Raw genomic sequence first — 22,409 nt, forward strand, 5'->3', positions numbered from 1 at the left:
TGCGGTCAGGCGCGCGCGGCAGCCGGGCGCAGCAGCCATTCGCCGCCCAGCAGCAGGCCCATCAGGGCGTAGCTGGCGGCGCCGTTGTACCAGGTCCAGGCGCTCCAGGAACCCCACAGCGCGAGCGCGGCGGCGATGCCGCCATTGACGAGGAAGAAGCCGCACCACACCTCGGTGACGCGGCGCGTGTAGCGCACGCCGGCTTCCGGCAGGTCGGGGTGGCGCAGGCGGGCGAGGCGTTCGATGACGGGGCGGCCGTGCATCAGGCTGGCGCCGAACACGGCGAGCAGCAGGGCATTGACCATGACCGGATACCAGCGCAGCGCAGCCTGGGTGTCGGCCAGCGCGATGGCGGTGCAGAAGGCCAGCGCCAGGCCGGGCAGCCAGCGGCCGCCGAACTGGCCGGCCTCCGGGCGGCACAGGGCGCGCGTCAGCCACAGCGCGGCGGCGGCAGCGGCCAGCCAGCCCGGACGCACGTGCTCGAGGCTGAAATACACCGCGAACGGGTAGGCCACGCCCAGCAATGCGAGCGCCGCGCCCAGCGCGCGCTTCATGGGGCGGAGCCGATCTTCTGCCACACGGCGTCCACGACGTCCTGCACGGTGCGTACCGCGCGGAAATCGTCGGCCGCCAGCTTGTGGCCGGTCTCGCGCTTGATGTGATCGATCAGGTCGATGGCGTCGATGCTGTCGATTTCCAGATCGGTGTAGAGATTGGCCGCGGGCGTGATGCGCTCGGGCTCCAGTTCGAAGAGTTCGATCAGCGCATCGCGCAACACGGCGAAAACGTCATCCCGGGTCTGCATGAGGGACTCCCCTGTGTCAGGCGGCACGCTGGGCGGCCACGAATTTGCTCAGGTTGGCGACCGTGGCGAAGTGGTCGCGCATGTTGCGGGTCTCCGGGTCGATGACCACGCCGTACTTCTTCTGCAGCGCCAGGCCGAGTTCCAGCGCGTCGACGGAGTCCAGGCCGAGGCCGTCGCCGAACAGGTTGGCATCGTTGTCGATGTCTTGCGGTGCAATGTCTTCCAGCCCCAGCGACTCGATGATCAGGGCTTTGATTTCGTTTTCCAGTGCGGTCATTGTCTTGCGAGTTCCCTCTCGAAATATGCGTGCAGATGATCGTTCATCCTGCGCCCGGCTATGGGCAGCGGATGCCGCGAGGTCCAGTCGGCGGGATCGATGTCCTCGCCCACCTGGATGCTGTATTGCATCCGCCTCCTGGGTATGCGGTACCACGGTTCACCCTTGGTGAGGCTGCGCGGACTCATGCGGATGACCACCGGGGTGATGATGCGTGCGCCGCGCATGGCGATGGCGCAGGCGCCGCGGTGGAAGCGCGGCAGGCTGTCGCGCGGCGTCCGCGTGCCTTCGGGAAAGACGATCAGCGTATCGCCCTCGCGCAGCGCCGCTGCGGCCTGGTCGAGCATGTCCGTGCTCTCGTTGTTGCTGATGTAGCCGGCGGCGGTGATGGGGCCGCGCGTGAACACGTTTTCCACCAGGCCGTGCCTGACGATGCAGCTGGCACCCGCCACGTGGCCGATCAGGAACACCACGTCCAGCAGGGAGGGGTGATTGGCGATGATCATCTGGCCGGGCCGGCCGAGGCGCTCGGCTCCCCTGAAATCGACGGTCAGGATGCCCACCCGCACCATGAAGCGGATGAAGCAGCGGAACGACCAGGTGATGGCGGCTCGCGACCGGCACCGGCGCAACGCGGCGTCGCCGCCCAGCAGCCGCATGGGCGGGAACACGATGAAACGCAGCACCAGCCCCCCCAGGCCGAACAGGCTGAAGGCCATGCCGGTGGCGCACAGGCGCCAGAGCCATGCGTCCTGGCGCGGTTCGGAAAGCTCGGCACTCATGCGCGGTGGCGGGTCCAGGTCCAGCGGCGGGCGGCACGGTCATGCCGCCAGGCGGGGGTCTCGTTGATGAGGTGGCGCAGCAGGTTCAGCGGATGGGGCCAGTCAGGCTCATCGTCCACCGCCGCTGCGGCGGGCGTGGCGTCCGGTTCGACGCGCCACTGGGGGGCATTGCCGACGCGGAATGCCGCCGCATAGGAGAAGGGAACGTCGGTGATCCAGTGCGCATAGTCGGCGGGCGGGCGCTCTTCGGCCGCCACCACCAGGACGCGCGGCGAGTCGGCACGCAGCAGGGCGCAAGCTTCGATGAAGGCGTGTTCGAGCATGTCGGCCTCGCCCGCCAGGGCCACGCCTTCGGCGGTTTCCTTGCGGATGATGGACCACTGGCCGACGATGGCGTTGTGCACCGACAGGCCGAACGCGGTGGGCGAGAGCGGTTCGCCCGCGGCGAGCGTCTGCAGTTGTGCGAAGTTGCGATTGGTTTCGCCATGGCGCGAGGCGAAGACGATGGGCATGGGGTCCAGCCCGTCCGCCAGCGGCCAGGCGCAGTCGAACACCATCCGGGCCAGCGGGCTCAGGCGGCGGCGTTGCAGGGGAGGCAGGAAAGAGGTACCGGGCAGATCGGCAGCGCTCGTCCGGCCGGCAGGGCAATAGGGGAAACGGGCCCAGTGGCGCCAGTTGTCTTCGTCATGCAAACCGGGTGCCCACGCCTGCCATTTCTCGATTGAGAACGTAAACATGGCGTGCGATTATAAAGAACATTTCAAGGAAGTAACCGGATTTTGCAGACCGTAGCCGAGGGTAATCACGATGCCGGCATCCGTATCGCCTTCGGCGGTCCGGAACTGGAAGCTGCGTACGATGTACAGGCATTGAGCCGGGCCGACAGGCTGCGCGCATCGATGCCGCGGGCGGCGCGCGCCGAGCGTGACTGGCGCGTGAGCCGGGCGCTGGCAGCATGGCTGCGCCGGCAGGCGGGCCTGGCGGCGGATGCGCCGGTCAGTCTGAGCCACAGCCGGGCGCATGCCCTGGCAGCCGATGCGCCGCAGGGATTTGCGCTGGGCGTGGATGTGGAGCTGTGCCGTCCGCGCGATGCGGGGGCGCTGGCGCAATGGGTGTGCACGCCGGCCGAGCGTGCCCTGCTCGATGGCGTGGCCGATGCGGCCGCGCGCCTGGAGTATTTCTACGTGCTGTGGACGCTGAAAGAGGCGCTGCTCAAGGCAGCCGGACTGGATTTCCCGGCCGGCATGGCGACGGTGGGGCTGCGCCCGGCCGGCGAGGGCTGCGCCGGCACGGTGCTGCGTGCGCCGCCGGGGGCATGGGAAGCGGCAGTGTGCGGCCTGCCGGACGGCTGGATCGCGGCGGTGGCCTGGCGCCTCCCACCCGGTTTGCCGCCGGCCGAGCCCGCCGCGAGGCTGCGCTGGCTTGTTCCGGCAACCGGGGTGCGGATGCTGGGTGCCTGGCGTGCGGGGGGATAGGGTGCTGCGTGCGGCATCAGACGGCCAGTTCGCCCGTACGAAAGCACTCGCCGTCGAAGGCGAGATAGCGCGCCGTGGCGTGCCAGTCGGCGAGCACCCAGCGCTGGCACGCGTGGCCGTCTACCAGGTGTTCGTGGCAGGCCGGCCGATGGGTGTGGCCGTGGATCAGGGTGGGGTAGCCGTGCTCGCGCAGCAGGGCTTCGACCGCGGCACGGTTCACGTCCATGATCGCCATCGCCTTTTCCCGTTTGCCCACTTCGCTGCGCCGGCGCAGGTCCTCGATGAAGGCCTTGCGCTCGGCCAGCGGCCGGGCGAGGAAGGCGGCCTGCCAGGCGGGGTCGCGCACCTGGCGGCGGTAGGCCTGGTAGGGCAGGTCGTCGGTGCACAGGATGTCGCCGTGGCTCAGCAGCATGCGGGTCTTGCCCAGCACGAGCGGGAAGGGGTCGGGCAGCAGGGCCATGCCGGCCTGCGCGGCATAGGCTTCGCCGAGCAGGAAGTCCCGGTTGCCGGCCATGAAATGCACCGGGGTGCCGCCCTGCGCCAGCGCGCGCAGGGTGTCGGCGATCCGTCGGTTGAGCGGGGCGTCGCCATCGTCGTCGCCGGCCCAGTATTCGAACAGGTCGCCGAGGATGTAGAGCGCTTCCGCCTTGCGCGCAGGACCGGCCAGGAAGGCGAGGAGGGCGGCGGTGGCTTCGGGGCGTTCCTCGGCCAGATGCAGATCGGCGACGAACAGCGCCCGCACCGGCCGCGCCTTCGATCCGGGTGGGGAGATCAGACGACTTCCGCGCGCTGGATCACCACGTCCTCCACGGGCACGTCCTGGTGGAAGCCCTTGGAGCCGGTCTTGACCGCGCGGATCTTGTCCACCACGTCCAGGCCTTCGCTGACGCGGCCGAACACGCAGTAGCCCCAGCCTTGCAGGTCCTGGGAGCGGAAGTTGAGGAAGTCGTTGTCGGCCACGTTGATGAAGAACTGGGCGGTGGCGGAGTGCGGCGCCTGGGTGCGCGCCATGGCGATGGTGCCGCGTGCGTTCTTGAGGCCGTTGTCGGCCTCGTTCTTGATCGGCTCGCGGGTCGGCTTCTGGTTCATGCCCGGCTCGAAGCCGCCGCCCTGGATCATGAAGCCGTCGATGACGCGGTGGAAGACGGTGTTGTCGTAGTGCCCCGCCTCGACGTAGGCGAGGAAGTTCTCCACCGTCGCCGGGGCCTTGTCGGCGTCCAGTTCCAGGGTGATGGTGCCGAGGCTGGTGTGCAGTTTGACGGCCATGGGGGTTCTCCTCCGGGGGTTTGTTGGATTTTGGATTGCGGCGCGCGTTCAGTGGGTTTCGAGCACGCGGGCGCGCTTGACGATCACGTGCTCGGCCGGGACGTTCTGGTGGAAGCCGACGTTGCGCACCGGCAGCTTGCCGATCTTCTGCACCACGTCTAAACCCTGGGTGACCTTGCCGAACACCGCGTAGCCCCAGCCGTCGAAGGAAGGGTAGTCGAGGGATTCGTTGTTCACCAGGTTGATGAAGAACTGCGAACTGGCCGAGTGCGGTGCCTGGGTGCGGGCCATGGCGATGGAGCCGGCAACGTTCTTGAGGCCATTCCTGGCCTCGTTCTCGATCGGCGCGCGGGTCGTCTTCTGGTTCATCTGCGCGTCGAAACCGCCGCCCTGGACCATGAAGCCGTCGATCACGCGGTGGAACACGGTGCCGTCGTAGTAGCCGCTGGAAACGTACTCCAGGAAGTTGGCCACGGTCTTGGGCGCCTTGTCGGGATAGAGCTCCAGCACGATGCGGCCCTGGGTGGTGTCGAGTTCCACCTGAGGATTGGCGGCGCCGGCGGTGGCGATGCAACCGAGCAGGGCGAACAGGGCGAGCAGCTTCTTCATCGGAAAGCCTCTTGCGGATTGCGGGGATTCGGGATGGGGCTCAGACGCCGCCTTCGTAGACGACGCGCCACTGGCCGTCTTCCTTGGTCCAGTACTGGCGCTTGCGCATGGTGTCGGTATAGCCGGCGCTGCGGTAGGTCTGTTCGAAGGTGACTTCCACCAGGGACTCTTCGCCGGGCTGGCGGAACATGCTCATCTTGCCGATCTCGACCTTGACCCAGTCGCGCGCGTTCGCGACCCGCCGCTTGCGTGCCACCCACTCGGCGTAGCCCAGCTTGTCGCTGCGGAAGTCGCGCGAGTAGTGGGCCAGGTAGCGCTCTACGTCCAGGCTTTCCCAATCGCTGCGCCAGGCCTCGATGGCGTCGTTGAGCGCGCTGCGTTCGGCCTGCCAGTCGTCGAGGGACAGCCATTCGATGTCGTTGCTGATGATCACCGGGGTCAGGCCGGGCCGCACGAAGTTGCTCAGGCTGCTGAAGTCCTGGTTGGCCAGCACCACGCAGCCCTCGGAGGCGCGCGGCGGGCGGGCGTAGGTGTCGCTGGGCGTGCCGTGCAGCCAGATGCCGTAGCCGGTGCGGCCGAGGCGGCGGTCCCAGGTGTTGGGGTAGTTGATCGGGAAGGCGCCGCGGCCGTAGAAATCGGGCAGCTTGGCCGGGTCGATGAAGGAGGTGACGTGATAGACGCCCACCGGCGTCTTGTTGTCGCCTTCGAACTGCTTGGCCGAGCCGGCCTTGCCGTGGCTGGCGTAGTAGTCGGCGACGAAGCGCGGCTTGCCGTCTTCGTTGCGGTACACGTACAGCCGGGCGCGCTGCGTATCGACCACCACCGCATACTCCTGCTCGGGGCCCATCTGCAGCAGATAGCGCGGCACGTAGTCGGTTGCGCCCGGCCGTTCGCGGTAGGCGCGCAGGCGGGCGCTAGCCTCGTCGCGCAGTTCCTGCAGGCGTTCGTCCGGCGCGCTGGCGTTGCCGAAGGTGGAGATCGGCTGGGAGCGGGCGAGCAGCAGGTCGCCGCGGATGAGGTGGGCGAGGCGGAAGTTCGGATAGGCCTGCAGCAGGACCTGGGTGCGGTCCAGCGCGGCGTCCAGGCGGTTGGCCTCGATCTCGGCGAAGATCTGCCGCAGCGCGGCTTCCGGTCCGGCATCGGAGATCCGCCGGTCCTCGGGAGCGGCACAGGCCAGGCCGGCGCCCACGGCGACGGCCAGCATGCCGACCACGTGCGCGAGGCGGCGACGGGCGCTATCGGCCTTGATCCGTTTCATTTTCCGACCGTCTCCCGGGCGATGCGCCAGCGGTCCCCACGGCGGACCAGTTCCAGAATCTTGATGGTGTTGGCCTTGTAGTTCGAAGCGCGATAGCGCTGCAGAAAGCGGACCTCGGCGCGCTCGCCGTCGATGCGGACCCGCGGATTATCGATTTCCACGCTGATGCTGGCTGGTCGGGCGATGCGCTGGCGGCGTTCGTTTTCCCAATCGCTGCGCGCCCGCCCGCCCGGCACCTCGAAATCCTTGTCGTAGGCGGCGAGATAGCGGTCCACTTCCTTGCCTGCCCAGGCCGCGGCCCAGGATTGGACGGCGGCGAGCACCGCGTCCGTCTGCCCGGTCTCGGCGGCGGGCTTTGCGGCCGCCGGCGTCTGGACCGCGGCGGCCGTAGCGGTGGGCGGAGGTGCGGCTGGCGCGGCGCTCGCAGGTTTGGCCGGCAGCGCGCTCGACGCGACCGGTTCGGCGGCTGCGGGCGCTTGCGCCGGGCGGGCAGCAGGCGCAGCGCCGGGGGCGGGAGAGGCCGCCGCGGCCGGTTTCGCGGGGGCGGGCTTGGCGGATACCGGCTGTGCGGGTGCCGGCGTGGCGCTGGCCACGCTGAGCGGGGGCGTGGCGGCGGGTTCCAGCGTGCGGATGAGCGCCAGTGGCGGTTGCGTGGACCATTGGCCGGTACCTTGTCCGGCATCCAGCTTCAGGGCGCGATCATAGGCCTCGCTGGCCAGCCGGGCGTAGAGGTCGCCCAGGTTGGCGTGGGCGGTGGCATAGCTCGGGTGGGTGCGGATCGCCTGTTCGAGCGCGGTGCGCGCCTTGTCGTAGTCGCGCTGGCGGGCGTAGAGCACGGCCAGGTTGTTGTACGGCTCGGGCAGGTTCGGGAAATCCTCGGTGAGCTTGCGGAACACGGCGATCGCCTCGGCCGGACGGTCGAGCTCGGCCAGCGCGATGCCGCGCAGGAAACGCGCTTCGGCGTTGCGCGGATCGGCGGCGATCAGGCGGTCGGCGATGACGAGCGCGCGTTCATGCTGGCCACGCTGCAGCAGGTCGCTGACTTCGCGGTTGTCGTTGGCGGCACGTGCGGTGGTCGAAAAACCGAGCGCCACCACGACGGCCAGTGCGCCCAGCGCGGCAGAGGCACGGATTCTCATGTACTATAATGCATTGATTTTCGGGGGGCATGTCCCTGCAACTCAGCGGGCGATTCTACCAATAACCCTCGATATCCCACAATCGAGCCGCAGCGGCCCCCGGGTCGCCCCGCGGCACAGGCGGGTCCGCGGTCGGACCCGCTTTTTTACGGCCAGTTCTCAAGCGGCCGGCGGTACTGCGGTGGTGCGGCCGGTTTTTTCGGAAGATGTCATGCTCTCGCTTCACAATTCACTGACGAAAAAGAAGGAAGGTTTCACTCCCATCGAACCCGGCAAGGTCCGCATGTACGTGTGCGGCATGACTGTCTACGACTACTGCCATCTCGGCCACGCGCGCGTGATGGTGGTGTTCGACATGGTGGCGCGCTGGCTGCGCGCGAGCGGCTACCAGGTCACCTACGTGCGCAACATCACCGACATCGACGACAAGATCATCCGCCGCGCGGCCGAGAAGGGCGAGTCCATCCGCAGCCTGACCGACTGCTTCATCGCCGCCATGCACGAGGACGCCGCCGCGCTGGGCGTGCTGCGGCCGGATTTCGAGCCCCGCGCCACCGATTACGTGGCGCAGATGCAGCAGATCATCGACAAGCTGCAGAAGAACGGCCTGGCCTACGTGGCCGCCAACCGCGACGTGTGCTACTCGGTGCGCAAGTTCCGCGGCTACGGCAAGCTTTCCGGCAAGTCGCTGGACGAACTGCGTGCCGGGGAGCGGGTGGACGTGGCGGCGGACAAGCACGATCCGCTCGACTTCGTGCTGTGGAAGCATGCGCGCGAGGACGAGCCGGCGGAGGCCAAGTGGGCCTCGCCCTGGGGGACGGGGCGGCCGGGCTGGCACATCGAGTGCTCGGCGATGAGCTCGGAGCTGCTGGGCGAGCACTTCGACATCCACGGCGGCGGCCAGGATCTGCAGTTCCCGCACCATGAGAACGAGATCGCCCAGTCCGAGGGTGCGCACGGCCACACTTTCGTGAACTACTGGATGCACAACGGCTTCGTGCGTGTGGACGACGAGAAGATGTCCAAGTCCCTGGGCAACTTCTTCACCATCCGCGAAGTTCTGAAGAAGTACGACCCGGAGGTGGTGCGCTTCTTCATCCTGCGTGCCCATTACCGCAGTCCGCTGAACTATTCCGACGCCCATCTCGACGACGCGCGGCAGGCGCTGACCCGCCTGTACACGGCCCTTAAGAACGTGCCGCCGACGCCAGCGACGGCGGTGGACTGGGATGAGTCCCATGCGCAGCGCTTCAAGGCGGCGATGGACGACGACTTCAACACGGCCGAGGCGGTGGCGGTGCTGTTCGAGTTGGCCAACGAGGTCAACCGGAGTGCGTCGGGCACGCTGGCCGGCCAGTTGAAGGCGCTGGGCGGCGTGCTTGGCCTGCTCGAACGCGACCCGGTGGCCTTCCTGCAGGGCGGTGGGGCGGGTGGTGACACCGGCGAGGCGGCCGCGATCGAGGCCCAGATCGCCGCCCGTGCGGCGGCGAAGAAGGCGAAGAACTATGCCGAGGCCGACCGCATCCGCGCCGAACTGGCGGCGCGCGGCATCGTGCTGGAGGATACGGCGCAGGGCACGACCTGGCGCCGTGCCTGACGCGTGAAGAGCGGGATGCCCGTGCAGGGCATCCCGCCGACGGGCCTCAGCGCGTGAAGCTGCCGCGGCTGATGATGCTCAGGTCCACGAAGTCGAGGGCGACGTGGCGGCGCGGCGAGAACTGCAGGCGCAGGCCGCCCGCGTCCCAGTTGCCCAGATCCTGCAGCGCGTCGATCAGCCGGTCGCGGTTCAGCTCGCGGCCGGCCCGGCGCAGGGCCTCGGCGAAGGTCTTGGCGGCGAGATAACCTTCCAGCGCGGTGTAGGAATAGGACTGGCCCGCCTGCTCGGCCGCGCGGCGATAGTCGCGCACCACGGCGTGGTCGATGCGGAAGGGCGAGGGCACGACCTGGGCAATCACCAGGCCGTGGGCGTCTTCGCCCAGTTCGCGGATCAGTTGCTGGGCGCTAATGACCGACAGGCCGTAGAGCATCGGGCGTGCTTCGGTCGTCTGCAGGGCACGCATGAAGGCGGCAGAGCTGTTGCCGGCCGTCACCAGGATCAGGGCCGCGGGGTTGGCGGCGACCACGCGGCGGGCCGACTCGCCGGCGTCCGCACCGCCGGAAGCGATGCTGGAAACCACGGCGGGCCTCAGCTTGTGCCGGGCGAGCGCCTTCTCGGCGGCGTCCAGGCCGGCCTGGCCGAAGGGGTCGGCGTGATGCACGACGCCGATCGACTGCACGCCGATGTTCACCAGGTGCGACACCATCGCCTCGATCTCCTGCCCGTAGGATGCGCGCAGGTGGAAGACGTAGGGGTTGAGCGGCTCGCGCAGCATGTCGGCGCCGGTGTAGGGCGCGAAGAAGGGCACCTTGGCGCGGGTGGCCACCGGAATCATCTGCAGGCTGGGGCCGGTGCCGAAGCAGCCGAAGAGGGCGAACACGCCCTCCTTGTCGATCAGCGCGGCGGCATTGGCGGCCGCTTTTTCCGGGCTGTATTCGTCGTCCAGGGTGAGCAGCGCGACGCGCCGCCCATTGACGCCGCCCTTGCCGTTCAGTTCGTCGAAGTACAGGGTGGCGCCGGACAGATACTCCCGGTTCAGTTCGGCCAGCGGGCCGCTGAGCGCACCGGAGTGGCCGAGCAGGATGGTGTCCGCGGTGACTCCCTGTTGCGCCATGGCCGGCGCGGTGGGGAGCAGGGCGGTCAGACCGATCAGGGCGGTCCATGCGAGGGTGCGCAGCGGGGTCATGCGGTCTCCGTGTCTCTTGTCCAATGGTGGGTGGAGCGGCGGTGCCCGGCATGGCGCCGAAAGCTTTGGCATATGCGGCGTCGGTCGCCGTCTGTACATCTCCACGTGGCCGCGAGTATACCCAAGAACCGGCGCATTGGCATTGCACCATGCCAGAAGAATGGGCCAGCGCTCCCGCCGGATGCGGAAGCGCCGGCCCACGGGGACCGGTCGGTGACGCCCCGGGTCAGGGCGTGAAGAACTCGCGCACCTTGTCCATCCACGACTTGGCCTTCGGGTTGTGCCGGTCGGCGTCCGAACGCGACAGTTCCTCGAACTCGCGCAGCAGATCGCGCTGGCGCTCGGTGAGGTCCACCGGGGTCTCGATCAGCACGTGGCACAGCAGGTCGCCGTGGGTGTGCGAACGCACGTTCTTGATGCCCTTGCCGCGCAGGCGGAAGACCTTGCCGGTCTGGGTCTCGGCCGGGATCTTCAGCCGCGCCACACCGTCCAGCGTGGGAATCTCGATCTCGCCGCCGAGCGCCGCAGTGGTGAAGCTGATCGGCATCTCGCAGTGCAGGTCGTCGTGGTCGCGTTCGAACACGGGGTGCCGGCGGATGTGGATTTCCACGTACAGGTCGCCCGGCGGGCCGCCGTTGACGCCCGGTTCGCCGTGGCCGGCGTGGCGCAGGCGCATGCCTTCGTCGATGCCGGCGGGAATCTTCACTTCCAGCGTCTTCTGCTTCTTCACCCGGCCGGCGCCGTGGCAGGCGGTGCAGGGGTCGGGGATGATGCGGCCGCTGCCGTGGCACTTGGGGCAGGTCTGCTGGATGGAGAAGAAGCCCTGCTGGATGCGCACCTGGCCCGCGCCACCGCAGGTGGGGCAGGTCTTGGGCTGGGTGCCGGGCTTGGCGCCACTGCCGTGGCAGGTCTCGCATTCTTCCACGGTGGGGATGCGGATGGTCTTTTCGGCGCCGCGGGCGGCCTCTTCCAGCGAGATTTCCAGGTTGTAGCGCAGGTCGGCGCCGCGATAGACGTTGGAGCGCCCGCCGCCGCGTCCGCCGCCGAAGATTTCGTCGAAGATGCCGCCGAAGGCGTCCGAAAAGCCCTCGAAGCCCGCGCCGCCCGGGCCCGCCCCCATGGACGGGTCGACGCCGGCGTGGCCGTAGCGGTCGTAGGCGGCCTTCTTCTGCTCGTCGGAGAGGATCTCGTAGGCCTCCTTGGCCTCCTTGAACTTCTCCTCGGCGTCCTTGTTGTCCGGATTGCGGTCCGGGTGGTACTTCATGGCCAGCTTGCGGTAGGCCTTCTTGATCTCGTCGTCGCCGGCATCCCGGTTGACGCCGAGGACCTCGTAGTAATCCCGTTTGGACATGGTGGCTCGTTCAGGCTGAATTCATGCAAAGGCCGAACCCGCGCCGGAGGGGCGCTCCGGCAGGGGTTCGGCCAGCGGGTTGCCGCCCGGCGGGGCGCTTACTTGTCGTCCTTGACCTCGGTGAACTCGGCATCCACCACGTCGGCATCGGCCGTCTTGCCGCCTGCCGCTTCCGCGCCGCCCGCCTGGGCAGCGCCGGCTTCGGCCTGCGCCTGGGCGTACATCTTCTCGCCCAGTTTCTGGCTGGCCTTGGCGAGCGCTTCGCTCTTGGCGTCGATGGTGTCCTTGTCGTTGCTCTTGAGCGCCTCTTCGGCCTCCTTGATGGCGGCTTCGATGGAGGACTTCTCGCCGGCGTCGAGCTGGTCGCCGTGCTCGGAGATCGCCTTCTTCACCGAGTGGATCAGCCCGTCGAGCTGGTTGCGCGCATCCACCAGTTCGTGCGCCTTCTTGTCTTCCTCGGCGTGGGCGGCGGCGTCCTGCACCATGCGTTCGATCTCGGAGTCCGACAGGCCGGAGTTGGCCTGGATCTTGATCTTGTTTTCCTTGCCGGTGGCCTTGTCCTTGGCCGACACGTGCAGGATGCCGTTGGCGTCGATGTCGAAGGTGACTTCGATCTGCGGCATGCCGCGCGGCGCCGGCGGGATGTCGGACAGGTTGAACTGGCCCAGGCTCTTGTTGCCGCTGGCCATTTCGCGCTCGCCCTGCAGCACGTGGATGGTCACGGCGCTCTGGTTGTCGTCGGCGGTGGAGAACACCTGGCTGGCCTTGGTCGGGATGGTGGTGTTCTTCTGGATCAGCTTGGTCATCACGCCGCCCAGGGTCTCGATGCCCAGCGACAGCGGGGTGACGTCGAGCAGCAGCACGTCCTTGACCTCGCCCTGCAGCACGCCGCCCTGGATGGAGGCGCCCACGGCCACGGCCTCGTCCGGGTTCACGTCCTTGCGCGGCTCCTTGCCGAAAAACTCCTTCACCTTCTCCTGCACCTTGGGCATGCGGGTCTGGCCGCCCACCAGGATCACGTCGTCGATGTCGGAGACCTTGACGCCGGCGTCCTTGAGCGCGATGCGGCAGGGCTCGATGGAGCGCTCGATCAGGTCTTCCACCAGGGATTCGAACTTGGCGCGGGTGATCTTGATCGCCAGGTGCTTCGGACCGGTGGCATCCGCGGTGATGTAGGGCAGGTTGACCTCGGTCTGCTGGCTGGAGGAGAGCTCGATCTTGGCCTTCTCGGCCGCTTCCTTCAGGCGTTGCAGCGCGAGCACGTCGTTCTTCAGGTCGACGCCCTGTTCCTTCTTGAACTCGGTGACGATGTAGTCGATCAGGCGCTGGTCGAAGTCCTCGCCGCCGAGGAAGGTGTCGCCGTTGGTGGCCAGCACTTCGAACTGGTGCTCGCCGTCGATGTCGGCGATCTCGATGATGGAGATGTCGAAGGTGCCGCCGCCCAGGTCATACACCGCGATCTTGGAATCGCCCGGCTTCTTGTCCATGCCGAAGGCGAGCGCGGCCGCGGTCGGCTCGTTGATGATGCGCTTGACTTCCAGGCCGGCGATGCGGCCGGCGTCCTTGGTGGCCTGGCGCTGCGAATCGTTGAAGTAGGCCGGCACGGTGATGACCGCCTCGGTGACTTCCTCGCCGAGGTAGTCCTCGGCGGTCTTCTTCATCTTGCGCAGCACTTCGGCGGAGACCTGCGGCGGCGCGATCTTCTTGCCGCGCACTTCCACCCAGGCGTCGCCGTTGTCGGCCTTGGCGATAGTGTAGGGCATCAGGTCGATGTCCTTCTGCACTTCCTTCTCTTCGAAGCGGCGGCCGATCAGGCGCTTGACCGCGAACAGGGTGTTCCTGGCGTTGGTGACCGCCTGGCGCTTGGCCGGTGCGCCGACCAGGATTTCGCTGTCGTCGGTGTAGGCGACCACCGACGGGGTGGTGCGAGCACCTTCGGAATTCTCGATGACCTTCGGCTTGCCGCCTTCCATCACGGAAACGCAGCTATTGGTGGTGCCGAGGTCGATGCCGATGATCTTGCCCATGTCTGATGTCCTTCAGGTTCCTGGATGTTGGCGGCCGCGGCGGCGGCCGACTTGTTCCGAATATGGGGTGCGCCCGCGGGCTTTCAAGCCCGGTGCGGCGCCGTTACTGGGCCTTGGCCACCATGACCAGCGCCGGGCGCAGCACGCGTTCGTGCAGCAGGTAGCCCTTCTGCAGCACGTTGATCACGGTGTTCGGCTCGGCATCCGATTCGAGGGCGCCGATGGCCTGGTGCTTGTTCGGGTCGAATTTCTGCCCGAGCGGGTTCTCCTCGGTCAGGCTGGCGCTTTCGAAGGCGCCGGCCAGTTGCTTGAGGGTGAGTTCAACCCCTTCGCGCAGCTTCTCCAGCGTCTGGTTCTCGGTGGCGAGCGCGGCTTCGAGGCTGTCCTTGACCGGCAGTATCGCACCGGCGAACTTTTCGGCGGCGAACTTGGAGGCCTTGGCGATGTCCTCCTGCGCGCGGCGGCGCACGTTCTCGGTCTCGGCCTTGGCACGCAGCCAGGCGTCGTGGTGTTCGGCGGCCTTCAGTTCGGCCTGGCGCAGGCTCTCCTCCAGGCTCGGCAAGGTGTCGGTGCGGCCCTCCGGCGTGCCGGCTGCGCCCTCCGCCGCCGTCTGTGCCGCGGCATCGGAATGGTTTTCGAGGGTTTCACCGGATTGCGGCACCTTGTTCTGCTCCTGCATCGTCATCGACTCCCTTTGCTCACGATGGAACGCAAGCTTGGGGCGAGGGGCGGTATTTCAAGAGGGCGGCGCGGCTTTTTTTCGATTTCCGCCACCAGTTGGCACGATCCGGCCCGCTCGTGCCAAAATGGATTAGATTCGGGGTGACGAGCCTGCGCCGCACATGAGCAACGTTCCGCAGAACATAGGGAAGTACCGCATCGTTCGCGAAATCGGGCGCGGCGCGACGGCCATCGTCTATCTCGCGGAGAACCCCGCCTATCCGGAGCCGGTGGCGCTCAAGCACGTGCAGTTCGCCGATAAGGCGAAGGACGAGGCCAAGTGGAACCGCCGCCTGGTCAAGCTGCTGAAGGCGGAGAAGGCGGTCGCCTCCCGCCTCGACCATCCGAACATCATCCGCATCTTCGAGGCGGTGATCGAGCCCGAGCAGGCCTTCGTGGTCATGGAGTATTTCCCCGGCTGGTCGCTGGAACGCTTCTGCTCCTTCGAACGCCTGCTGCCCGTGCATCGCACCATCAGCATCGTCTTCAAGTGCTGCATGGCGCTGGACTACGCCTACCGCAACGGCATCGTGCACCGGGACATCAAGCCGGCCAACATCCTGGTGGACGAGCACGATAACGTGAAGATCACCGACTTCGGCCTGGCGCTGAACGTGGACAAGAAGGTCGATACCGACTCGACCTTCATCATGGGCGTGGGCTCGCCGGCCTACATGAGCCCGGAGCAGATCAAGAACTACCCCCTCAACCAGAAGACCGACCTCTATTCCCTCGGCGTGGTCCTCTTCCACATGCTCACCGGGCGCCTGCCCTTCCGTGCCGGCAACCCGGCCCAGTTGATCTACAAGATCATCAACGCCGACCCGCCCTCGGTGTCGCAGATCAACCCGGATGTGCCCGAGCAGATGGACGCGGTGATCCGCAAGGCGCTGGAGAAGGACCTGTACTCGCGCTACAAGAACGGTGCCGAGTTCGCCAAGGATCTGTCCGCGGTGCGCTACAAGATTCTCGACGACAAGTACGTGCCGCCGGACACCAGCCGCTTCTCCATGCTGCGCCGGCAGGTTTTCTTTACCGAGTTCGACGACATCGAGGTGTGGGAGGTGCTGCGCATCTGCGCCTGGCGCAAGGTGGACGAATTCACCACGCTGATGCGCGAGGGCGACGCGGACCAGCGCTTCGGCCTTTTGCTGGAAGGCGAGATCGAACTGTCGGTGAAGGACCGCAAGCTGACCACGCTGGGGCCGGGCGAGGTCTTCGGCGAAACCGCGTGGATGGACCAGCGCGATCACCGCCAGCAACTGAGCGCGGTCGCCACCAAGCCCTGCACCTACCTGGAAATCAACCCCGCGGCGCTCGCACTGGCGACCGACGAAGTGCGCGAGCTGTTCCGCAACCAGTTGTCCACCGTCGCGGTGCAGCGCCTGGGTGAGCTGGCCAGGCGGCTGGCGGAAGGGGCCGAGCCGGCCACGCGCGGAAACTACACCGCCACCGGCGGGCTGGACCTGCAACTGGTCGAGGACTGAACGGTCTTCCCGTTTCAGACGCTCAGGTCGATCTGGCTGAGCGTGCCGGCGCTGCCGTCCTCGTTCAGATAGATGCCCGACGAGCGCATCACTCCCAGCGTGTCGTTGGCCGCGCCGCGGATGTCGAAGGGCGTGGCCACGCGGCCCAGGTAGAGCGCGCCCACGCCCGCTTCGGCGAGGGTCTGCAGGCTGCCGGAGCCGTCGGCTGCGGGCCGCCATACGTGCAGGCGGGCGAAAGCGGCATCCGCCTCGTCTATCCAGCCGTTGCCGTCGTCGTCCAGCGCCGCCAGTTCGGCGAAGCCGTCGCCGCTCGTGGGCCCGAACAACTCGTTGCCATCATCGATGAGGCCGTTGCCGTTACGGTCGAAGGCGAGGAAGCCGCGCCCGCCGTCGAGCAGCGGCACGTCGTCCGTGCGGCCGTCGGCATCCAGATCGAACTCGAAGCGCAGATCGGACAGGGCGCCGGCAGGGCCGCCGAAGTCGAACACCAGCGGGTCCTGCAGCCGCCGCTGGGCGTCGCCGGCGCGGAGGCTGAAACTGGTCGATTCCACGTAGCTGCGCTGCATCTCGAAGCCCAGCTCGAAGCGGATCTCCTTCCCGTCCGCGGTACGCACTGTGCCGGCGGCCTGGAAGGCGACCTGCTCGAACTCGGCGTGGGTGGCGCTGTAGTCGTACTCGATGCCGAAGCCGGCGCTCGTCTGCGCATTTGCGGACGACGTGTTGGCGCCGGCTGCGCGGGGCAATTCGTCCGCCTGGAACAGGCGCACCGGGCGGCCGGTGAGGAATTCGAGCATCCGTACCAGCACGCGCAGGCTCGGGTCCAGCGCATCCTGCTCGTCGTCGGCGGTGCGCGCGGCGTCCGCCTCCTGCGCGGCCAGGGCATCCGGGGACAGGCTGACCTGGCTGGCGGCGGACGCCAGTGCCGTCTGCAGCGGATTGCTCCGGCGCTCGGCGGGGCGCTCGCCCACCCACATGTTCAGGCGCTCGGAAGACTGGGAATGGGTCATCGACAGATGCGAGGACTGCATCTGGATGTCTGCTGCGGCGATCTTCATGCCCGTGTCCCCCGGAAGTTGAAACGGCCCGAAGGTATTAACGGCCGGCGGCGGAAGAACTTGAGCGGGCCGCGGGCGGGTTCAGCCGCCGCGCGTAGCGGCGACCGCTGTCCTGCGTTCTGGGGTATCGGACAGGGGCGCTTCCAGCCAGTTGCCCAGGTGCGCACGGACGATGCGGCTCAGGGCATCGATCCAGGGATGGTTCTCGTTCAGGCAGGGGATGTACTCGAACTGCCGGCCGCCGGCGCCGATGAAGGCGGTGCGGCATTCCATGGCGATCTCCTCCAGGGTCTCCAGGCAGTCCGCCACGAAGCCGGGGCACATCACGTCCACGCGCTGCAGGCCCTTGGCCGCCAGCGCTTCCAGCGTGGGCTGGGTATAGGGCTGCAGCCATTCGGCGCGGCCGAAGCGGGACTGGAAAGTGAGCAGCACCTGGTCGGCCGGAAGCCCGAGTTCGGCGGCCAGCAGATCGGCGGTGCGCCGGCACTCCTGCGGATAGGGGTCGCCCAGTTCGGCCGCGCGCCGGGGGATGCCGTGGAAGCTCAGCACCAGCTTGTCGCCGCGGCCGTGTTTCACCCAGTGCTCCCCCACGCTGCGAGCCAGGGCGGCGATGTAGCCCGGATCGTCGTGGAAGCTGCGTACGTAGCGAATCTCCGGCAGGTTGCGCCACTGCGGCAGGCAGTGCGCCACCTCGTCCATGACGCTGGCGGTGGTGCTGGCGGCGTATTGGGGGTACAGCGGCATCACCAGGATGCGGGTGCAGCCGGCCGCGCGCAGCCGTTCCAGCACGGCGGGGATGGACGGCTCGCCGTAGCGCATCGCCCAATCCACGTGGAGGCCGGCGAGGCCCGCGTGCCCGAGGTAGCCGGTCAGCAGCCTGGCCTGGCGTTCGGTGTGTACCTTGAGGGGCGAGCCCTCCGGCAGCCAGACGCTGGCGTACTTCTCCGCCGATTTCCGCGGTCGGGTGGTGAGGATGAAGCCGTTGAGGATGGGCCACCACAGGGCGCGCGGTATTTCCACCACGCGCGGATCGGACAGGAACTGGCGCAGATAGGGACGCAGCGCGGCGGCGGTGGGCGCGGTCGGGGTGCCGAGGTTTGCCAGCAGCACGGCAGTGCGGGGCACATTGCCCTCGACGGCGGGCGGTTCGGGCCGGTAGCGGGCCATGGGGGTCCTTGCGATGGGGAACTGTACGGAGAATCAGTCGCGCGCCGAGAGCGCGTTGGAGAGCAGGCGGGCGGTGATGTCCACGATGGGGATCACCCGGTCGTAGGCCATGCGGGTGGGGCCGATGACGCCCACCGAGCCGACCACCTGGCCGTCCACCTCGTAGGGCGCGGTGACCACGCTGCAGCCGTCGAGCTGGGCCAGGCCGGATTCGCCGCCGATGAAGATCTGTACGCCCTCGGCGCGGTTGGAGAGGTCCAGCAACTGGAGCAGGCCGGTGCGCTTTTCGAACAGCTTGAACAGCTCGCGCAGGCGCGCCATGTTGGACGACAGCTCCTCCACGTCGAGCAGATTGGTTTCGCCCGAGATCACGTAGCTGCCCGCGCTGTCCCGGGTGGCCTCGGAGCCCGCCTCGACCGCGGCGGCCATCAGCTCGCTCATGTCGCTGCGCAACTGCTTGAGTTCCTCCTGCACCCGGCCGCGGATCTCGGCGAAGGCCAGACCGGCGAAGTGTTCGTTGAGATAGCTGGCGGCGCTGGCGAGTTCGTTCGTGCTGTAGGGCCGGCGGGTGAGCAGGATGCGGTTCTGCACGTCGCCCGCGGTGGTGACGATGATGAGCAGGATGCGCGTTTCGGACAGGCTGATGAACTCGATCTGGCGGATGCGCACCGCCTCGCGGCGCGGCACCACGACCACGCCGGCGAACTGGGTGAGGTCGGAGAGCAGGTGCGAGGCCGAACTGATCAGGCGCTGCGGCTGGTCGGGCAGCAACTGGCCGCGCAGTTCGCTGATGCGGGTCCTGTCGAGCGGCTGCACGGTGAGCAGCGAGTCCACGAAGAAGCGGTAGCCGCGGGCGGTGGGCACGCGTCCGGCGGAGGTGTGCGGGCTGGCGATGAAGCCCGCCTCCTCCAGGTCGCTCATCACGTTGCGCACCGTGGCCGGCGACAGTTCAAGGCCGGAATAGCGCGACAGCGCCCGCGAGCCGACCGGCTGGCCTTCGGCGATGTAGCGTTCGATCAGCGTCTTGAGGAGGATCTGCGAGCGGGCGTCGAGCGTGTTCATGGCGGAGGCAAATATAGCGCGGATCGTTGCTCGCTGCAGCGCTGCCAAGCGGCGGGACGGATGTGGTTTAATCGCGTTCCATGACACAGCGCTTCCAGACCGTCGCCCTGATCGGCAAGTACCAGAGCCCCGACGTGGCCGAATCCGTGCTGCGCCTGGCCGAGTTCCTGCGCGGCCGCGGGCTGTCGGTGTTGATCGAGCAGGGCACGGCGAGTTCCATCGGCGCGGGCAGCGGCTTCCCGCCCGCCACCTACGACGAGGTCGGCGCCCGCGCCGACCTGGCGGTGGTGCTCGGCGGCGACGGCACCATGCTCAACACCGCGCGCCGCCTGGCCGAGCACGAGGTGCCGCTGGTGGGCGTCAACCAGGGCCGGCTCGGCTTTCTCACCGACGTCGCGCGCGATGACGCCCTGGAGCGCATCGGTGAGATCCTCGACGGGCGCTATACCGCCGAGTCGCGCTCCATGCTCGACGCCGAGGTGCTGCGCGGCGGCCAGCGCGTGTTCCAGACCCTGGCGCTCAACGACGTGGTGGTGAACAAGGGCGACCTGGGGCGCATGATCGAGTTCGACGTCGCCATCGACGGCGAATTCGTCTACACCCAGCGCTCGGACGGCATGATCGTGTGCACGCCCACCGGCTCCACCGCCTACGCCCTGTCGTCCAACGGCCCCATCCTGCATCCGAGCGTGGGCGGCATCGCCATCGTCCCCCTGTGCCCCCACGCGCTGACCGCCCGCCCGGTGACCCTGCCGGACTCCTGCCGCATCGACATCAACCTGCTGCCGCCCCACGACGCGCGCGTGCATTTCGACGGCCAGGCCCGCTTCGACGCGCGCGCCGGCGACTGCGTGCGCATCACCCGTTCCGCCCTGCAGGTGCGCCTGCTGCACCCGGAGGGCTACAGCTACTTCGCCATGCTGCGCGAGAAGCTGCACTGGAGCGCCATTCCGCGCCATTCCTGAGAACCTTTCCGCCATGCTGCGCCGCCTGACCATCCGCGACTTCGTCATCGTCGACCGGCTCGAGCTCGACTTCGGAGCCGGTTTCGGTGCCCTCACCGGCGAGACCGGCGCCGGCAAGTCCATCCTGCTCGACGCCCTCGGCCTCGCGCTGGGCGACCGTGCCGACGCCACGGCCGTGCGCAACGGCCGCGAGCGGGCGGAGGTCAGTGCCGAGTTCGACCTGCCGGTCGACGCCGGCCTGGCCGCCTGGCTTGCGGAGCAGGCGCTGGAGATCGAGGACGACGTCCTCATCCTGCGCCGCGTGGTCGAAGCCGGCGGACGTTCGCGCGCCTGGCTCAACGGCACGCCGGTCACGCTGGCCCAGTTGCGCGAGGCCGGCGAATGGCTGTGCGACATCCATGGCCAGCATGCCCACCATGCCTTGCTGCGCGCCGACGCCCAGCGTGGCCTGCTCGATACCCAGGCCGGTGCCGGCGCGCTGGCCGCCGAGGTGGCCGTACACCACCGCGCCTGGCGGCAGGCGGCGGAGCAGCGCCAACGCGCTGAAGCGGACACTGCGGCCTCCGCCCGCGAACGCGAACTGCTGGCCTGGCAGGTGCGGGAGCTGGAGGAACTGGCCTTCGATCCGGCCCAATGGGCCGAACTGAACCAGGAGCATTCCCGCCTCGCCCACGCCGCCGGGCTGATGGCCGGCGCCGACGAAGTGCTCGCCGCGCTGGGCGACAGCGATCTGGCGGCCGCTCCGTTGCTCGCCCGCCTGGGCAGCCGCGTCGGCGAGATGGCCGGCATCGACCCGGGCCTGGACGAGGTGCGCGGCCTGCTGGCCGATGCCGCCATCCAGGCCGACGAGGCCCTGCACGCGCTGCGCCGCTACCGCGACCGGCTGGACCTGGACCCGGAACGCCTGGCCGAAGTGGAGGCCCGCATCGGCGCGGTCACCGACCTCGCCCGCAAGCACCGGGCGACGCCGGAGGAACTCCCCGGTCTGCTGGACGACTGGCGTGCCCGCCTGGAGGCGCTCACCGCCAGCGCCGATCCGGCCCGCCTGGCCGAGCGGGAAACCGCCGCGCGCAAGGCCTACGAGGTCGCCGCGGCCCGCCTGTCGGCGGCGCGCCGGCCGGCCGCGGAGGCGCTGTCGGCCGAAGTCACCGAGGCGATGCAGACCCTGGCCATGGCCGGCGGCAGGTTCGAGGTCGCGCTGGTGCCAGTCGCCGGCGGCTCGGTGCATGGCGACGAGGAGGTGGAGTTCCTGGTCGCCGCCAATCCCAGCCAGCCCGTGCGTTCGCTCGCCAAGGTGGCTTCGGGCGGCGAACTGTCGCGCATCGGCCTGGCCATCCAGGTCATGGCCAGCCGCGCTTCGGCCACCCCCACGCTGATCTTCGACGAGGTGGACGTGGGCATCGGCGGCGGCGTGGCGGAAATCGTCGGCAAGCTGCTCCACCGCCTCGGGCGCGAGCGCCAGGTGTTGTGCGTGACCCATCTGCCGCAGGTGGCGGCGTGCGCGGACTGGCAGTGGAACATCGCCAAGGCCGAGCGCGACGGCGAGGTACTGAGCCGGGTTTCGGTGCTGGACGGTGAAGGCCGGGTGGAGGAGATCGCCCGCATGCTGGGCGGGGTGAACATCACCGATACCACCCGCCGGCACGCGGCGGAGATGCTCGGGCAGGGGTGAGTTCCGCGGCGCGGCACGCGCTCGCGGGTGCCCGGCGCCTATTCCCTGCCGCGGTTGGGGCAGTCCTTCCTGATGCAGTCGGCGTACAGGTAGAGCGCGTGGTCCTTCATCTTGAAGCCGCGCTCCTCGGCCACCGCGTTCTGCCGGCGTTCGATCTCGGGGTCGTAGAATTCCTCGACCTTGCCGCACTGCAGGCACACGAGGTGGTCGTGGTGGCCGCCTTCGTGCAACTCGAACACCGCCTTGCCGGATTCGAAGTAGTGGCGTTCGAGGAGCCCGGCCTGTTCGAACTGGGTGAGGACACGGTAGACCGTGGCCAGGCCGATATCCATGCCTTCACCCATCAGCAGGCGATAGACGTCTTCGGCCGTCAGGTGACGCTGCTCCGATGTCTGGAACAGATCGAGGATCTTCAGGCGCGGGTAGGTCGCCTTGAGGCCGATATTCTTCAGGTTCTGGGAGTTTTCGGACATGATCGCCTGGGGAAGATGGCAGGAATCGGCACGGAG

The 22,409-nt window shown here is 68.3% G+C and carries 23 protein-coding genes; 5 read left to right on the top strand and 18 right to left on the bottom strand.

Features of this window, described 5'->3' with window-relative positions; genetic code table 11:
• Positions 1–5 precede the first annotated feature (5 nt).
• From E6O51_RS05910 to E6O51_RS05930, 5 genes are read right to left on the bottom strand one after another with little or no spacing between them, the layout of a single operon-like run.
• Positions 6–554 carry a COG4648 family protein gene (locus E6O51_RS05910; RefSeq protein WP_136384057.1) on the bottom strand — a complete coding sequence of 183 codons (549 nt, stop codon included), beginning with the start codon at positions 552–554 and terminating at the stop codon, positions 6–8.
• The gene (locus E6O51_RS05915; protein WP_136384058.1) at positions 551–805 is read right to left on the bottom strand and encodes an acyl carrier protein; all 255 of its coding nucleotides are present in this window, start codon (positions 803–805) and stop codon (positions 551–553) included. The genes E6O51_RS05910 and E6O51_RS05915 overlap by 4 nt, the downstream gene beginning before the upstream one ends.
• 16 nt (positions 806–821) lie before the next feature.
• On the bottom strand, positions 822–1,082 hold the full coding sequence (locus E6O51_RS05920) for a phosphopantetheine-binding protein (RefSeq protein WP_136384059.1): 261 nt from the start codon (positions 1,080–1,082) through the stop codon (positions 822–824).
• Entirely contained in the window at positions 1,079–1,864 is a 786-nt protein-coding gene (locus E6O51_RS05925; protein ID WP_136384060.1) for a lysophospholipid acyltransferase family protein, read from the bottom strand. The genes E6O51_RS05920 and E6O51_RS05925 overlap by 4 nt, the downstream gene beginning before the upstream one ends.
• Positions 1,861–2,556: a beta-ketoacyl synthase chain length factor gene (locus tag E6O51_RS05930; protein WP_211091336.1), complete on the bottom strand. Its 696-nt coding sequence runs from the start codon at positions 2,554–2,556 to the stop codon at positions 1,861–1,863. Before E6O51_RS05930 ends, E6O51_RS05925 begins: the two co-directional genes overlap by 4 nt.
• 87 nt (positions 2,557–2,643) lie before the next feature.
• On the opposite strand from E6O51_RS05930, the gene E6O51_RS05935 reads away from it, so the two are divergent.
• Positions 2,644–3,339 carry a 4'-phosphopantetheinyl transferase family protein gene (locus E6O51_RS05935; RefSeq protein ID WP_211091337.1) on the top strand — a complete coding sequence of 232 codons (696 nt, stop codon included), beginning with the start codon at positions 2,644–2,646 and terminating at the stop codon, positions 3,337–3,339.
• 16 nt (positions 3,340–3,355) lie between these two features.
• Here the strand turns inward: E6O51_RS05935 and E6O51_RS05940 are convergent, their stop codons facing one another.
• Genes E6O51_RS05940 through E6O51_RS05960 form a run of 5 tightly spaced genes read right to left on the bottom strand, consistent with a single transcriptional unit; the run spans position 3,356 to position 7,611 of the window.
• Positions 3,356–4,081, bottom strand: coding sequence for a UDP-2,3-diacylglucosamine diphosphatase (locus E6O51_RS05940; RefSeq protein WP_136384062.1), 726 nt, complete (start codon positions 4,079–4,081; stop codon positions 3,356–3,358).
• A gap of 29 nt (positions 4,082–4,110) precedes the next feature.
• Positions 4,111–4,605, bottom strand: a complete 495-nt coding sequence (locus E6O51_RS05945; protein ID WP_136384063.1) for a peptidylprolyl isomerase — start codon at positions 4,603–4,605, stop codon at positions 4,111–4,113.
• A 48-nt stretch (positions 4,606–4,653) separates the two neighbouring features.
• Complete coding sequence (locus E6O51_RS05950; RefSeq protein ID WP_136384064.1) at positions 4,654–5,214, bottom strand: peptidylprolyl isomerase; 561 nt, start codon at positions 5,212–5,214, stop codon at positions 4,654–4,656.
• Between the two features lie 40 nt (positions 5,215–5,254).
• Positions 5,255–6,472 (bottom strand): L,D-transpeptidase family protein, encoded by a 1,218-nt coding sequence (locus E6O51_RS05955; RefSeq protein WP_230976709.1) that lies wholly within the window; start codon positions 6,470–6,472, stop codon positions 5,255–5,257.
• A complete protein-coding gene (locus E6O51_RS05960) occupies positions 6,469–7,611 on the bottom strand; it encodes a nuclear transport factor 2 family protein (RefSeq protein WP_136384065.1) in 1,143 nt (380 codons plus the stop codon). Before E6O51_RS05960 ends, E6O51_RS05955 begins: the two co-directional genes overlap by 4 nt.
• A gap of 211 nt (positions 7,612–7,822) precedes the next feature.
• Here E6O51_RS05960 and cysS point away from each other — a divergent pair, with 211 nt between their 5' ends.
• Positions 7,823–9,208: a cysteine--tRNA ligase gene (gene cysS / locus E6O51_RS05965; protein WP_136384066.1), complete on the top strand. Its 1,386-nt coding sequence runs from the start codon at positions 7,823–7,825 to the stop codon at positions 9,206–9,208.
• Between the two features lie 46 nt (positions 9,209–9,254).
• Here the strand turns inward: cysS and E6O51_RS05970 are convergent, their stop codons facing one another.
• From E6O51_RS05970 to grpE, 4 genes are all read right to left on the bottom strand, one after another.
• Positions 9,255–10,394 (bottom strand): ABC transporter substrate-binding protein, encoded by a 1,140-nt coding sequence (locus tag E6O51_RS05970; protein WP_168735197.1) that lies wholly within the window; start codon positions 10,392–10,394, stop codon positions 9,255–9,257.
• Between the two features lie 226 nt (positions 10,395–10,620).
• Complete coding sequence (gene dnaJ / locus E6O51_RS05975) at positions 10,621–11,745, bottom strand: molecular chaperone DnaJ (protein WP_136384068.1); 1,125 nt, start codon at positions 11,743–11,745, stop codon at positions 10,621–10,623.
• A 98-nt stretch (positions 11,746–11,843) separates the two neighbouring features.
• Positions 11,844–13,772 carry a molecular chaperone DnaK gene (gene dnaK / locus E6O51_RS05980; protein ID WP_136384069.1) on the bottom strand — a complete coding sequence of 643 codons (1,929 nt, stop codon included), beginning with the start codon at positions 13,770–13,772 and terminating at the stop codon, positions 11,844–11,846.
• 103 nt (positions 13,773–13,875) lie between these two features.
• Positions 13,876–14,451 (bottom strand): nucleotide exchange factor GrpE, encoded by a 576-nt coding sequence (gene grpE, locus E6O51_RS05985; protein WP_136384314.1) that lies wholly within the window; start codon positions 14,449–14,451, stop codon positions 13,876–13,878.
• 163 nt (positions 14,452–14,614) lie between these two features.
• On the opposite strand from grpE, the gene E6O51_RS05990 reads away from it, so the two are divergent.
• The gene (locus E6O51_RS05990) at positions 14,615–15,979 is read left to right on the top strand and encodes a protein kinase domain-containing protein (RefSeq protein WP_136384070.1); all 1,365 of its coding nucleotides are present in this window, start codon (positions 14,615–14,617) and stop codon (positions 15,977–15,979) included.
• A gap of 14 nt (positions 15,980–15,993) precedes the next feature.
• On the opposite strand, the gene E6O51_RS05995 is transcribed toward E6O51_RS05990, so the two are convergent.
• The 3 genes from E6O51_RS05995 to hrcA all read right to left on the bottom strand — a co-directional run bounded on the left by E6O51_RS05995 (position 15,994) and on the right by hrcA (position 19,263).
• Complete coding sequence (locus E6O51_RS05995) at positions 15,994–17,034, bottom strand: hypothetical protein (protein ID WP_136384071.1); 1,041 nt, start codon at positions 17,032–17,034, stop codon at positions 15,994–15,996.
• An 81-nt stretch (positions 17,035–17,115) separates the two neighbouring features.
• Entirely contained in the window at positions 17,116–18,201 is a 1,086-nt protein-coding gene (gene hemH, locus E6O51_RS06000; protein WP_136384072.1) for a ferrochelatase, read from the bottom strand.
• 33 nt (positions 18,202–18,234) lie between these two features.
• Positions 18,235–19,263, bottom strand: coding sequence for a heat-inducible transcriptional repressor HrcA (gene hrcA / locus E6O51_RS06005; protein WP_136384073.1), 1,029 nt, complete (start codon positions 19,261–19,263; stop codon positions 18,235–18,237).
• Positions 19,264–19,343: 80 nt separating this feature from the next.
• Between hrcA and E6O51_RS06010 the strand changes: the two genes are divergently transcribed.
• A complete protein-coding gene (locus E6O51_RS06010; protein WP_136384074.1) occupies positions 19,344–20,228 on the top strand; it encodes an NAD kinase in 885 nt (294 codons plus the stop codon).
• Positions 20,229–20,241: 13 nt separating this feature from the next.
• Positions 20,242–21,900 (top strand): DNA repair protein RecN, encoded by a 1,659-nt coding sequence (gene recN, locus E6O51_RS06015; protein WP_136384075.1) that lies wholly within the window; start codon positions 20,242–20,244, stop codon positions 21,898–21,900.
• 38 nt (positions 21,901–21,938) lie between these two features.
• Here recN and fur read toward each other — a convergent pair whose 3' ends face one another.
• Positions 21,939–22,373, bottom strand: a complete 435-nt coding sequence (gene fur, locus E6O51_RS06020; protein ID WP_136384076.1) for a ferric iron uptake transcriptional regulator — start codon at positions 22,371–22,373, stop codon at positions 21,939–21,941.
• Positions 22,374–22,409: the final 36 nt, after the last annotated feature.

Source organism: Pseudothauera rhizosphaerae (assembly GCF_004801305.1).
Taxonomy (GTDB): Bacteria; Pseudomonadota; Gammaproteobacteria; order Burkholderiales; family Rhodocyclaceae; genus Pseudothauera; species Pseudothauera rhizosphaerae.